The organism is Comamonas sp. DB36 (assembly GCF_057914905.1).
The window spans coordinates 3,436,030-3,449,414 of the sequence record NZ_CP196631.1 but is presented as its reverse complement, the minus strand read 5'-3'; the positions used below and the strand labels follow the sequence as shown (position 1 = coordinate 3,449,414).

The window sequence follows — 13,385 nt, the reverse complement described above, 5'->3', positions numbered from 1 at the left end:
CTCCTCAAACTCACAGTGAAAAAACGGTTCTTCGACGCGGCCGGCGAGGCAGGCTCAGGACGAACGGGATGGTTTCAGGCCAGCAGCTGCGCCAGTGCGTCGGCGACGATGCGGTTCGACAGCAGCGTCGGCCGGCCGCTGGCCTGGGCCACGCGCGCGCGCATTGCCTGGCCGTAGCCCATGCAGTGCATGACGATCAGATCGCAGTCGGCCAGCGCGCGGCCCGCGGCGTCGAACGCCGCGGCCGCGGCGCGTGCGTCGGTTTCGTAGGGCGAGGCGTGCACGGTCCTGACCGCGCAGGCCACGGGCTGGGCCAGGTGAAAAGTCGCGACCTGGGCCGCGAGCGGAACGATCAGACCCAGCGTGGTGCAATGCGCCGACAGCGCCGCGACATGGTGGTCGACCACCTGCTGCGGCTCGACCACAAGGCTGCGCATGCGCTCGATCACCGTGCCGGTGCAAAGCGGCACCAGCGCGTCATAGCCCTGGTCGTCGGCCTGCTGCATCAGCGCCGCCAGGCGCGCCTCGGTCGCGTGGTGGTCCAGCTCCACCGGTGTGCCGTCGCGCAGGCGCGAAGCAAAGCGGTGGCTGCCGGGCCGGGGGGCGAGCGCGGCGCGCTGCGCGGCGTCGAGGCCGTCGAGCACGCCGAACTCGTCTATGCGTACATGCTCGCCCAGGCACAGCGCCATTTCAGGCACGACGTCGGAGCGCGGCGATTCGCCGATGGTGAAGAATGCGATGCGGCGTGCCATGGCGGCTGCCTTTATGCGTTCGCGGGCACGTTGCCCACGGTCTGCAGATGGGCCAGCGAGCCGTAGCGCGCCTGCAGCTGGGCCCAATGTTCGGCATGCACAAAAGGCAGCTTGCCCGCGCCGAACATCTTGGCGACTTCGACGCAAAAGCGCATGGCGACATCGGTGTCCCAGGCATTGGTCACACCAGTGGCGCAGCCCGGCACTGTGGTCTGGGCGGTCAGCGCCACGCCGACCACGGGGGCGTCGGTGGCGATCGTCGGCTGCATGATGGAGTTCACATGCGGCAGGCCGTTCTCGTAAGGCGTGATGTCCTGCGTCGTCAGCGGCAGCGTCAGCGGCAGCTGGCCGCTGACCCAGCCCATGAGATCGAGCATCAGATCGGGGATCGGCAGCAGATAGCCCTGCTTGGCCACGGGAGTGAGTGCCACGCCGCGCTGGTTCACGAGGCGGTTGCCGCGCGTGGTGTCGACGGCCAGGATCGCATCCATGCGCTGGCTGACTTCGTGGCGCATCATTTCGCGCATCGCGAACGGCGACTTCATCATCGGCACCGGGTGCTGCGGCCGCGTGCCCGCGGCCGGGCAGATATGCGTGTGGATGATGACGCTGCCTTCCAGCACATCGCCGCGCTTGTGCATTTCCATCAGCTGGGCCGCGGCCGCCAGCGCCACCACGGCGCCGTCGCTGTCGGAGACCAGGCCGGTCACGCTGGGGCGCGCGCCCACGCCGCCCAGGCGCCCGACGATGCCCAGGCGTGGCGCCGCAGGGTTGCTGCCGGGAATTTCAATCGCGATGAAGTCCGTCGACAGTCCGTCCTGGCTCACGGGCGTGACGGTGATGCTGCCCACGCCGAAGCTGCCGAGAAATTCTGCGATGCTGGCGCCGCTCACATGGGCGCTGGACAGGAGGTCGATGAGATGGGATACGTGTTTCATGGCGTCAGAACTTCAGAATTTCCAGGCGCCCATGGGCAGGATTGCCGGCGCCTCGGTAGCGGTGAACCAGCGGGCCGGCGTCTGCGCATCGCCCAGCAAGGTGTAGTTGTCGTTGTCCACGCGCAGGCCCGTGCCTTCGGGCAGGCCCAGCACGGGCACACCGGGGTTGAGCAGCGCGAACTCGCGCAGCCGCTGCTGGCGGGTCTCGCCGCGGTGGCCTTCGGGGTGGGCTTCGGTGTAATGCGGGTTGATCTGGAACGGCACCAGGCCCAGCGTGTCGAAGCCCAGCGGGTCGACAATCGGCATGTCGTTGCTGGTGCTCAGGCGCGGGCAGGCGAGGTTGGCGCCCGCGCTCCAGCCCAGGTAGCGCGCGCCGCCCGAGCGCACGCGCTCGGCGATGGCCGCGAGCTGGCCCGTCTGGCGCAGCTGGCGCACCAGCGCGAACGTATTGCCGCCGCCCACCACGATATGCGTGGCGCGCGCAATGGCTTCGAGCGGCGTGGCTTCGCGGTGCAGCGATTGCACGTCGAGGCCCACGGGGCGCAGCGCATCGGCGACCAGCGTTTCGTAGGCGTCCCAGGTGCGCGTGACGCCGGCATAGGGCACGAACAGTACGCGCGCTCGTGCGCTTCCCGTTGCGGCCCATTCGGTGATTGCCGGCAGCGCGTGGGTCAGAAAGCCAAGGGGGCTGGTGGAGTTGCTCAGAAGCAGGAGTTGCATGGTGGCAGGCCTTAAAGGGTGGGAGACCACTGCGCGCTGGGCAGTGCGGGTTCGGTCCAGAAGCGGTCGCCGACGCGCCGCCCCAGCGTGCCGACTTCGTCGAGCATCAGCTGGCGGTAGCGGTTGATCGAGGGCAGATCCATGGGCGCGTGCACGCCGGCGACGAACGAGACGCAAAAGCCGCGCAGCTCGCCGCTCATCGGGTGGCGCACCGCAGCCGCGACCGCGCCCACACCCGGCAGCGCGGCGTCGACCAGCACCGCATGGTGCTGGCGCGTGGCCACGGCCACTTCCGCGATCAGCGCGCCCACATTGGCCAGCCGCGCCTGGCTCGGCGGCTCGATGGGGCGTTGGGCATCGTTGCCATACAGTGTCTCGAATTCTTCCTTCGTTAGGCGCGACAGCATGGCCCGGCCCATGGCGGTGTCGCAGGCCGCGCGCAGCGATCCCGGTGGGGAGACGACCTGAACCGGCGAGCGCCCATCAAGCCGCTGTATGACCATGGTCTGCGCGCCGTTGAGCGTGGACAGGTAGGCGGTCAGGCCGGTGCGCTCGGACAGATGCTCCAGCACCTGCCAGCACAGTGCATCCCAGGAGGCGTTCTGGCCCTGGGGCTGGGAGGCCTGGGCCAGCAGCGTGCTGGTGCGGTAGCGTCGCGTGCGCGGGTTCTGTTCGAGCAGGCCGAAGCGGTGCATCTGGTGCAGAAGATGCGAAGCCGAGCTCTTGGGCAGGTCCAATTGCTCGGCCACCTCGCTGAAGCTCAGGTCGGCGACGCCTTGGGCATACACCGTCAGCAGGCGCTGTACGTTTTCCAGAATGCTCATGTCGAAGTCTCTGTTCGGTTTTTTAGAACCATGTTCGGTATTTACGTTCATGATACGGGATGCGCATGGGTAACGGTGGTCGCCTGCATGGCAATTGCATCAATCGCAAACGCACTATTCAGTAGTTTCGATCTATGGATGCCTGATTTCTCATGAGTGAAGTGAGCGCTAGCTCATGTTTCTGACCTTTATGGAAAACCCTGGAGAAATGCTGCACCAAGCCTGTGAATTGCCGCGCACCGAGGCAGTGCGCGTTGCGCGCATGCAGTGCAGCCACTTTTTGGCCCAGATTTCGTGACTTTTTGTATACACTTGCCGCCAGTACAGACTGGTCGCAGCGGTGCCGTAGCGGTGGTTCAACCATTGCAGGTGCGCGATCTTCTCCTGCCCAGAGCGCCCGCAGTGGTGGGCAGGTGGATCTTCACGGCAGCCCCACGCTGCCAGGGTTGAGGCTATGGAAAGCTACATTCTCGATTGGGCCAATCTGCTGCTCCGGTGGTTGCACGTCATTACTGCAATTGCCTGGGTCGGGTCCTCGTTCTACTTCGTGTTTCTCGACAGCAGCCTCACGCCGCCGCAGGACGAAGACCTCAAGAAACAGGGCGTGAGCGGCGAACTCTGGGCCGTGCACGGCGGCGGCTTCTACCATCCGGTGAAGTTCGCGGTGTCGCCGCCCAAGCTGCCCGACCATCTGCATTGGTTCTACTGGGAAAGCTACACGACCTGGCTCAGCGGCTTCGCGCTGCTCACGGTGTCGTACCTGTGGAACGCGAATATCTACCTGGTCGATCCGTCCAATCCGCACGCGCTGCATCCGCATGCGGCAATTGCCGCGGCGCTCGCTTTCCTGGTGGTGTTCTGGCTGCTGTATGACGGCATCTGCCGCATCTTCGGCCAGCGCGAGCGCGGCGACGCCATCGTCGGCGCGCTGGTGCTGGTGCTGGTCTGCTTCGCGGCCTGGCTTGCGTGCCAGATCTTCCCGGGCCAGGCGGCCTTCCTGCTGATGGGCGCGATGCTCGCGACCTCGATGAGCGCCAACGTGTTCTTCTGGATCATTCCCGGCCAGCGCACCGTGGTCAAGGATCTCAAGGAAGGCCGGCCGGTCGATCCCATTCACGGCAAGCGCGGCAAGCAGCGCAGCGTGCACAACACCTACTTCACGCTGCCGGTGCTGTTCGCCATGCTGTCCAACCACTACGGCTGGCTGCACAGCCATGCGCAGAACTGGCTGGTGCTGATACTGATGATGTTCGCGGGCGCAGCCATTCGCCAGTTCTTCGTCATGCGCCACGGCTTCAAGCTGGGCCGCAACGCCCACCCCTGGCCCTATGCGCTGGCCGGCGTGCTGGTGCTGGTGGCAACCGCCGTCTGGCTCAAGCCCGTTCCCAAGGCGGCCGCGGCGGTTGCTGCGGCCTCCACTGCGCCGGCTGCAGCGCCAGCCGCAGCGCCGGTGGCGGCGGCAGCCGGCGTTCCCGGCTATGAAGCCATGGCGCCGCTGTTCACCCAGCATTGCGTGGTCTGCCACAGCTCCGCGACGCTGGCGCAGAAGAACGTCAAGCTCGACGCGCCCGACGAAGTCAAGCTGCATGCGAACCAGATCTACCAGCAGGTCGTGGTGCTGCGCAAGATGCCGTTTGGCAATCCGGGCGCGCTCAGCGACGCGGAGCGCGACCTGGTCAAGCGCTGGTACGAAGGCGGCGCACCCGTTCGATGAACGCCTCTGGTCTCGGACCTGCATGCCATGCACAATCCGGGGCCATGACCACAAAAACTCTTTGCGAGACAAGCGCGCTGCCCGATCCACACCGGCAGCCGCGCGAATTCCTGAACGCCCTTTTCGCCACCGCGGTGCGCAGCGCGCTGCCGCTGCATGCGATCGCCGAACACCTGCCCGCGCCGCCGCGCGGCCGCACGGTGGTGATTGGTGCTGGCAAGGCCGGGGCCTCCATGGCCCAGGCGGTCGAGGCGCTGTGGCCTGCCGACGCCCCCTTGAGCGGCCTGGTCGTGACGCGCTATGACCATATCCCCGTGCGCCCCGCAGGCCTGGCCGAACGCATAGAAGTCGTCGAAGCTTCGCACCCCGTGCCCGACGCGGCCGGCATGCGCGCCGCGCAGCGCATCCTGGCGCTGGTCCAGGGCCTGACGGCCGATGATCTGGTGCTGTGCCTGATCTCGGGGGGCGGCTCGTCGCTGCTGACGCTGCCGGCCGAAGGCCTGACGCTCGAAGACAAGCAGCGCATCAACCGCCAATTGCTCGAAAGCGGCGCCGACATCGCCGAGATGAACTGCGTGCGCAAGCATCTGTCGCGCATCAAGGGCGGGCGCCTGGCCGCGGCCTGCGCGCCGGCGCGCGTGGTCACGCTGACCATCAGCGATGTGCCCGGCGACGATCCCGCAACCATCGCCAGCGGTCCCACCGTGGCCGATGCCGGCAGCTGCGCCCAGGCGCTGGCCATCATCGACCGGCTGGGCATTGCCTTGCCTGACAGCGTGCGCGCGGCGCTGCGGGATGGCACGCTCGAGACCCCCAAGCCCGGCGACGCCTGTTTCGCCGGCCACACCTTGGCCGTGATTTCCGCGCCCCAGCAGGCGCTCGAAGCCGCTGCGGCCCAGGCGCGCGCGGCCGGCATCGATGCCTGGGTGCTGAGCGATGAAATCGAAGGCGAGTCGCGCGAAGTCGGCCGCGTGCATGCGGCGCTGGCGCGCGCCGCGGCGCGCCCGGGCCAGGTTTTCCAGCCGTTCAAGACACCCTGCGTGCTGCTCAGCGGCGGCGAGACCACGGTCACGGTGCGCGCGCGCGCGCCCGGTGCGGCCAAGGGCCGGGGCGGGCGGGCCGGCGAGTTCTGCCTGGGCCTGGCGCAGGCGCTGCAGGGCCAGGCCGGCGTCTGGGCGCTGGCCGCCGACACCGACGGCATCGACGGCGTGGAGAACAATGCCGGTGCGCGCGTGACGCCAGATACGCTGGCGCGGGCGCGCGCACTGGGCCTGTCGGTGCAGGACCATCTCGACCGCAATGATGCCTGGACCTATTTCAACGGCCTCGATGATCTCGTTGTCACGGGACCCACGTTCACCAATGTCAACGATTTCCGCGCGCTGCTGATTCTCGGTGCCGACGCAGACGATTCTTGACCTGGCGCAAGTCGCGCGCCGGCGCGCTGCGGCACAGTGGCGCAATGTTGCCCCTGTCCCGCATCGACGTTTTCTCTCCGGCTGAACGGCGCAGCGCCGGCGCGCTGCTGCGTGCGCGCGCCATGCGCTGCGAGGATGTGCTGTACCTCGACAGCGGCCGGGTCGCGCTGGGAATCCGCGAGCCGCAGGGCGGATTGCGCCACCGGCTGGGTAGCGTCGTGGGCCCGGCCTGGCTGGACGCGGCCTTTGTGCTGCGCGGACGCTGCTGCAGCCTGGACATGGTCGCCGAAGGCGCGGTGCAATTGCGCCGCGTGCCGCTGCGCACGTTCGAAGCCGGGCTCAAAGACCTGCCGCCGCTGCTGCGCGGCCTGGTTGACGACATGGCCCAGGCCTATTGCGAACAGACCGATCTGGCGATCAGTCGCCTGCTGCAGGACGCCGAAGGGCGCTGCGCGCAGTGGCTGCTGCAGCACGCGCAGGGAACGCCCGCAGGCGGCCAGCAGGTGGTGCTGGGCGAACGCAAGCGCCACATTGCTGCGCAACTGGGCATCGCGCCCGAAACGTTCTCGCGCGCGCTGGGCCGACTGCGCGACCAGGGTCTGATCGCGGGCCGCGGCAATCTGCTGCAACTGCCCAGGCCTGAAGCGTTGCGCGAGCTCGCCAGCCATCTGCCCTGAGCCCGGTGCGGCGCCGAATGTCGGCGGGCCGACGGGTTACAAATGTTTTCGTGGAGGTATGAGGGTTCCACCCCTAGGGCGGGCCACAGCGGCTGCTTATATTGGCTGCACATTGGTTCGCCCTAAGCCCATGGCCCTTGATGCCGATCTCTCCCGCGCTGCAGGCCTCTCTGACGAGGGCCGTCTGCTGCCGCGTGCACGACTGGGACCGCTGCTGCGCTGCCTGCTGCTGCTGCTGGTCCTGGCGGTGCTGCTGGCCAGCGCGGGCACGGCCTGGTATGTGCACCGCGGCGTGGCCCAGGAGGCACTCACGCGCGCCAGCGACCAGCAGACCGACGAAGTCGAACTCGTGGCGCGCCTGCTCGCCGCGCGCGTCGAGCAGCAGCAAAAAGTGTTGCTGACCCTGGCCGACGCGATGCCGCTTTCGCGCCTGGAGGACAGGCAGGCGCTGGGCCTGGCGCTGCACGAGGAGCTGCCGCTGGTCGACTGGTTCGACTCGGTGAGCGTGGCATTGGCCGACGGCCGCCTCATGGCCTATATGCGCGCGGGCAAGGACCTTCCGCTCGATTCGCTGGACGCGAATGAACGCGAACTGCTGCGGCGCACGCTGGCCGGCGGCAAGCCCATGGTCGGCACGGTGCTGCAGACCGAGAACGATGACTTGCGGCTGCTGTTCACCGCGCCGCTGCGCACCAGCGCGGGCGAGGTCATGGGCGTGATGGCCGGCGGCATGCGCCTGTCGTCCCAGGCGCTGCTGCCGCCCGCGGCCGCCGACGGCTGGACCGCGAGCCGGCTGATGCTGGTCGCGCCCGACGGCGGCATCGTGGCCCACTCGAACCCCGCGCGCTGGCTGGGCCATGTGCGCGACGAAGCCGGTCTGGGCCTGCCTTTCGCGCGCATGCTGCAGCAGCAGTTGCCGGTGCAGATACGCAGCGCCAGCCAGACCGAGGGCGACTATCTCTACACGCTGGCCGGCATGCCGCTGCCGCAATGGTTTCTGGTGCGCGTCACACGGCTGGCCGCGCCGCCGCTCTGGGGGGCTGCAGGCTGGGGCAGCGCGGCGCTGCTCGGTGCGGCGCTGATCGCGCTGCTGGCCGCGTCTGTCATGGTGCTGCTGGCCCAGCCCTGGATGGATTTGACGGCGCGCGCGGCGCAGATGCTGCAGCGCCATGGGCCCGGCGGCGCGCCGCGGCTGGCCCGCATGCCGGCGCTGGCCCATGCCTGGGGCGAAGTCGCGGTGCTGTGGCGCGCGCTGCACGCGCTGTCGCGCCAGCGCGATACGCTGGCGCGGCGTGCGGCGCGCTTTCAGGCGCAGACCGTGACCATTCTCGAAGAGGCTCCGGTGGCGGTCGTGGTCACGCGCCACGACCGCGTGGAGCTGCTGGGCACGCAGGCCGCGCACATGCTGGGCTATGCACCGCAGGAGCTCCAGGGTTATCCCATACGCCAACTCTGCGCGAGCGACGCCGAGCACCGCCGGCTGATGGAACGCATTCATTGGGAAATGCGCGCCTATGGCCAGTTCGATGGCGAAGTCTGCCTGATGCGCAAGAACGGCAGCCCGGTGTGGCTGCGCCTGCAGGGCCGGCGCGTCACTTCGGCGCTGCGGCGCGAGGCGGGCGCGGTGGCGGCCGTGGTCTGGATGGTCAGGGATGTCACCGATCAGCGCGCGGCGCGCACCCAGCCGCAGTGGCTGGCCCAGCACGACGCGTTGACGCAGCTGCCCAATCGTGAATCTTTGACGCTGTGGCTGCAGCACTGGCTCGACGAACGCCGCAAACCGCTGCGCGACCAGGCCCAGCCTGCGCCGGGCGAAGGCGGGGTGCTGCTGTTTCTCGATCTCGATCACTTCGCCAGCGTCAACGATCTTGCCGGCCACGACGCAGGCGATGCCTTGCTGCGCCATTTCGCGCGCCTTCTGGAGACGATGGTGCGTCAACCCGGCATGGTCGCGCGTCTGGGCGGCGACGAGTTCGCCGTGCTGCTGCCCGACGCCAGCGTGCGCGAAGGCCTGGCCCAGGCCGACCAGCTGTGCCAGGCCACCAGCGCCTGGGAGGCGTCGTACCAGGGCCAGCGCTTCTGGCTGGGGGTGAGCATAGGCATGGTGGTGCTTGACGCGCGCCAGGCCAATATCGCGGCTGTGCTGCACGCGGCCGACATGGCCTGCTACGAAGCCAAGCGCCAGGGCCGGGGGCGCGTGCACCAGCATTCAAAGGCCTTGGCGGAGAACGTGGCGCCGGATTGAGCCTTTTGCCCGTTCGTGGAGAGGTTACGGCGAGGCGGCCGCTCACGCAGGCCAGTCCTGGGCGCAGTACTTTTTCCCCGTTCGTCCTGAGCCCGTCGAAGGATGAACGGCCTGCACTCAAAGCATGAGGACGGGTCGGGTTCGATACACCCGGCCAGGCCAGCGCACCACGAAGGGTTTGCAAGCACTATTCACTGGCTTAGGTCTGTGACCAACGCCAGGTCCGCCCCTAAACCCTCCCCAGCGCCCGCAACACATTCTCCGCCGTCGCCGGCGCCGTGAGCGCCAGCGGTTGGCGCGCCAGCGCGCCGCTGCGCGTCGCCGCGATCGCATTGCGCAGGGCTTCGTAGACGCTGATGGCCAGCATGAACGGCGGTTCGCCCACGGCCTTGCTGCCGCCCACGTTGTCTTCGCGGTTGGCCTCGGGCCAGAGGTCGACGCGGAAATGCGCGGGAATGTCGCCGGCCGTGGGAATCTTGTAGGTGCTGGGAGCGTGCGTGGTCAGCAGGCCCTTGTCGTTCCAGACCAGCTGTTCGGTCGTGAGCCAGCCCATGCCCTGCACGAAGCCGCCTTCGATCTGGCCGACATCGATCGCCGGGTTGATGCTGTGGCCCACGTCGTGCAGGATGTCCACGCGCAGCACGCGGCTCTCGCCGGTCAGCGTGTCGACGGCCACTTCGGTGCAGGCCGCGCCATACGCGAAGTAGTAGAACGGCCGACCCGTGAGCGTGTGCTTGTCGTAGTGGATCTTGGGCGTGCGGTAGAAGCCGTCGCTCCACAGCTGGATGCGGTTGGCAAAGGCTTCGCCGACCACATCTTCCCAGCGGCGTTCGCTCTTGGGCGTGCGCACCAGGCCGCCGACGAAATCCACCGCGCCCGCGCCGCAGTGGTCCAGGCCGGCGACGAATGCCGCGAGGTTGTTGCGCACGGTGCGCGCCGCGTACTGCGCCGCGCGGCCGTTCAGATCGGTGCCGCTGGAGGCCGCCGTGGCGCTGGCGTTGGGAATCTTGCTGGTGTCGCTGGCCGTGACCAGCACCCGCGCCAGCGGCACGCCCAGTTCGTCGGCGACGATCTGCGCCACCTTGGTGTTCAGGCCCTGGCCCATTTCGGTGCCGCCATGGTTCACCTGCACGCTGCCGTCGGTGTAGACATGGACCAGCGCGCCCGCCTGGTTGAACAGCGTGGCCGTGAAGCTGATGCCGAACTTGACGGGCGTGATCGCCAGGCCGCGCTTGATGATGGGCTGGCCGGCGTTCCAGGCCGCGATCTCGGCCTGGCGTGCGCGGTAGTCGGCCGACTCGGCCAGCGTGGGCAGCAGCGCGTGCAGGATGTTGTCTTCGACGCGCATCTGGTAGTGCGTGAGGCTGCGCGGCCCCTGCGGGTCGGCGTCGTAGAGGTTGTGCAGGCGCACGTCGAACGCATCGCGGCCCAGCTGGCGCGCGATGTCGCCGATGATGGCCTCGATGACGATCACGCCCTGCGGGCCGCCGAAGCCGCGGAACGCCGTATGGCTCTGGGTGTTGGTCTTGCAGCGGTAGGAGGCGATCTCCACGTCGCTGAGGAAATAGGCGTTGTCGGCGTGGAAGATCGCGCGGTCGGCGACCGGGCCCGACAGGTCGGCCGAGAAGCCGCAGTTGACCAGCATTTCCAGCTGCAGCCCGGTGATGCGGCCGCTGTCGTCGAAGCCCACATCGTATTCGTAGGCAAACGGGTGGCGCTTGCCGGTGATCATGAAGTCGTCGTCGCGGTCCAGCCGCAGCTTGACCGGGCAGCCGAACTTGTGCGCGGCCACGGCGGCCCAGACCGCCAGGTGGCCGGCCTGGGTTTCCTTGCCGCCAAAGCCCCCGCCCATGCGCCGGCACTCGACCTTGACCGCGTGGTTTTCCAGGCCCAGCGCGTGCGCGACCCAATGCTGGACTTCGCCCGGGTGCTGGGTGCTCGACAGGATCTGCCACTGGCCCTGCTCCAGCGGCAGCGCATAGGCAATCTGGCCTTCGAGATAGAAATGCTCCTGGCCGCCGACTTCGAGCCGGCCGCTGAGCCGGTGCTCGCTGCGCATCAGCGCGCCCTGGGCGTCGCCGCGGCGCACGAACACCGGCGGCAGCACATAGCTTTGCTGCGCATGCGCGCTGTGCACATCAAGCACCGCGGGCAGGGTCTCGATATCGCATTCGACCAGGCGCGCGGCGCGGCGCGCCTGGCGCATGCTGTCGGCAATGACCAGGCCTATGACCTGGCCCACATGCTGCACGCTGTCGATGGCAAACACCGGCTCGTCGTGGCCGAACGCGGCCAGCAGCTTGTCGCCGGGCACGTCGGGCGAAAGCACCACGCCGCGCACGCCGCGCAGCGCCTGGGCCGCCCGGCTGTCGACGCCGCGCAGCCGGCCGTGGGCGACTTTCGACAGGATGGGCGCGGCATACAGCGTGCCTTTGGTTTCGGGCAGGTCATCGATGTAGTTCACCGTGCCCAGCACCTGGGCGCGGGCGCTTTCGTGGAAATGCGACTGGCCCATGGCGGGCAGAGCGCGCGCGGGCGCAATCGCCGCGGCGACTTCGGGGGAGAGCGGGTGAAGGACTTTCATGCCTTGGCTTTCTGGACGGCGGCCGCTTGTGCCAGCGGAATCAGGGTGGCGAGCACGGGTCCTGAACCCGTGCTTTCAAGCCAGTAGCGCTCGAGCAGATGCGCGAGCAGCGCACGGCGGTACTCGCCGCTGGCGCGCATGTCGGACAGCGGCTGGAACTCATTGCGCAAGCTGTCGGCGGCGCGCGCCAGCGTGGCCTCGCTCCAAGGGGCGCCGGTCAGCACGGCTTCGGTGGCGCGCGCGCGCACCGGCGTGGCCGCGACGCCGCCCACGCCAATCGACGCCGCCTGCACCTGACCGTCCCGCAGCGTGAGCTGTATCGCCAGGCAGACCGCGGAAATGTCGTCGTCGGTGCGCTTGGAGACCTTGTAGGCGCGCAGCAGTTCGCCGGCACGCGGCTTGGGCACTTCGATGTGCGTCAGCACCTCGTCGGCGGCCAGCTGGTTCTTGCGGTAGCCGGTGTAGAAGTCTTCGAGCGGCAATCGGCGCTGGCCGCGAAGGCTGGCCAGCACCACCTGGGCGCCCAGGGCGATCAGCAGCGGCATCGAGTCGCCTATGGGCGAGCCGTTGGCGACGTTGCCGCCCAGCGTTCCCGCGTTGCGCACCGGCAGTCCGGCAAAGCGCGCGGCAAATTCATCGAGCTGCGGCCACAGCGCCTGCAGCGCCGCAAACGCCTGGGTCAGCGTTGCCGCCGCGCCTATCACCAGCTGTTCGCCGCTGGCGTCTATCTCGCGCAGCTCGGCGACGCGCGTCACGTCGAGCACCTGGCCGAACTCGCGGAACTGCTTGGTGACCCACAGGCCCACATCGGTGCCGCCGGCAACGATCTGCGCCTGGGGATGTGCGGCGCGTGCCTGCAGCAGTTCGGCCAGCGTGCGCGGCGCAAGGTAATCTGCGCCTTCAAGCGCGGGCGCGGCCAGCTGGTGCAGCTGAGCGAGCAGCGCGGCCTCGTCGACCCGGGCGCGCGGCAGATCGGCCATCTGCTGGGCGGCATCGAGAATGGGGCGGTAACCGGTGCAGCGGCACAGATTGCCCGAAAGATCATGCTGGGCCTGCTCGCGCGTGATGGCCTGGCCCTGGCACACGCGGTTCTGGTACATGCCGAACAGGCTCATCACGAAGCCCGGCGTGCAAAAACCGCATTGCGAGCCGTGGCAGCTGACCATGGCTTCCTGGGCCGGGTGGATGCTGGCGGCCGGGTCGCGCGCGATCAGCGGGTCGCGCGTGAGGTCTTCCACGGTCCACAGCGCCAGCCCGTGCACGGAATGCGCCAGGCGTATGCAGCTGTTGATGGCCGAATAGCGCAGCTGCTCGCCTTCGGCCGAGGCCACGGCCTCGCCTATCACCACCGTGCAGGCGCCGCAATCGCCCTCGGCGCAGCCTTCCTTGGTGCCGGTGCAGCCCAGGTCTTCGCGCAGGACTTCGAGAAGCGTGCGTTCGGGCGGCACAGCGTGCAGTGTCACGGTCTGGCCGCGGCGTATGAATTGCAAGGCAGAGAGGGTCATGGATCGAC

General features: G+C 68.5%; 10 protein-coding genes. 4 read left to right on the top strand and 6 right to left on the bottom strand.

Annotated features, from left to right (window positions below; translation table 11 throughout):
• Positions 1-74 precede the first annotated feature (74 nt).
• The 4 genes from ACSVDO_RS16145 to ACSVDO_RS16130 are packed head-to-tail and all read right to left on the bottom strand — an operon-like array spanning position 75 to position 3,234.
• Positions 75-752 (bottom strand): AroM family protein, encoded by a 678-nt coding sequence (locus ACSVDO_RS16145; protein WP_489593377.1) that lies wholly within the window; start codon positions 750-752, stop codon positions 75-77.
• A gap of 11 nt (positions 753-763) precedes the next feature.
• Entirely contained in the window at positions 764-1,690 is a 927-nt protein-coding gene (locus ACSVDO_RS16140) for a DUF1177 domain-containing protein (protein ID WP_489593375.1), read from the bottom strand.
• Positions 1,691-1,702: 12 nt separating this feature from the next.
• The gene (pepE, locus tag ACSVDO_RS16135) at positions 1,703-2,410 is read right to left on the bottom strand and encodes a dipeptidase PepE (protein WP_489593374.1); all 708 of its coding nucleotides are present in this window, start codon (positions 2,408-2,410) and stop codon (positions 1,703-1,705) included.
• 11 nt (positions 2,411-2,421) lie between these two features.
• Positions 2,422-3,234, bottom strand: coding sequence for an IclR family transcriptional regulator (locus ACSVDO_RS16130; RefSeq protein ID WP_489593373.1), 813 nt, complete (start codon positions 3,232-3,234; stop codon positions 2,422-2,424).
• A 454-nt stretch (positions 3,235-3,688) separates the two neighbouring features.
• On the opposite strand from ACSVDO_RS16130, the gene ACSVDO_RS16125 reads away from it, so the two are divergent.
• The 4 genes from ACSVDO_RS16125 (at position 3,689) to ACSVDO_RS16110 (ending at position 9,288) form a co-directional block, all read left to right on the top strand.
• Positions 3,689-4,948 carry a urate hydroxylase PuuD gene (locus tag ACSVDO_RS16125; RefSeq protein ID WP_489593371.1) on the top strand — a complete coding sequence of 420 codons (1,260 nt, stop codon included), beginning with the start codon at positions 3,689-3,691 and terminating at the stop codon, positions 4,946-4,948.
• A 44-nt stretch (positions 4,949-4,992) separates the two neighbouring features.
• Complete coding sequence (locus tag ACSVDO_RS16120) at positions 4,993-6,366, top strand: glycerate kinase type-2 family protein (protein WP_332535864.1); 1,374 nt, start codon at positions 4,993-4,995, stop codon at positions 6,364-6,366.
• Between the two features lie 44 nt (positions 6,367-6,410).
• Positions 6,411-7,043, top strand: coding sequence for a Crp/Fnr family transcriptional regulator (locus ACSVDO_RS16115; protein ID WP_332535866.1), 633 nt, complete (start codon positions 6,411-6,413; stop codon positions 7,041-7,043).
• A 130-nt stretch (positions 7,044-7,173) separates the two neighbouring features.
• Entirely contained in the window at positions 7,174-9,288 is a 2,115-nt protein-coding gene (locus ACSVDO_RS16110; RefSeq protein WP_489593369.1) for a diguanylate cyclase domain-containing protein, read from the top strand.
• A 229-nt stretch (positions 9,289-9,517) separates the two neighbouring features.
• Here ACSVDO_RS16110 and xdhB read toward each other — a convergent pair whose 3' ends face one another.
• Both xdhB and xdhA read right to left on the bottom strand, forming a co-directional pair.
• On the bottom strand, positions 9,518-11,803 hold the full coding sequence (gene xdhB, locus ACSVDO_RS16105; RefSeq protein WP_489596419.1) for a xanthine dehydrogenase molybdopterin binding subunit: 2,286 nt from the start codon (positions 11,801-11,803) through the stop codon (positions 9,518-9,520).
• A gap of 65 nt (positions 11,804-11,868) precedes the next feature.
• Complete coding sequence (gene xdhA / locus ACSVDO_RS16100; RefSeq protein ID WP_332547791.1) at positions 11,869-13,377, bottom strand: xanthine dehydrogenase small subunit; 1,509 nt, start codon at positions 13,375-13,377, stop codon at positions 11,869-11,871.
• Positions 13,378-13,385: the final 8 nt, after the last annotated feature.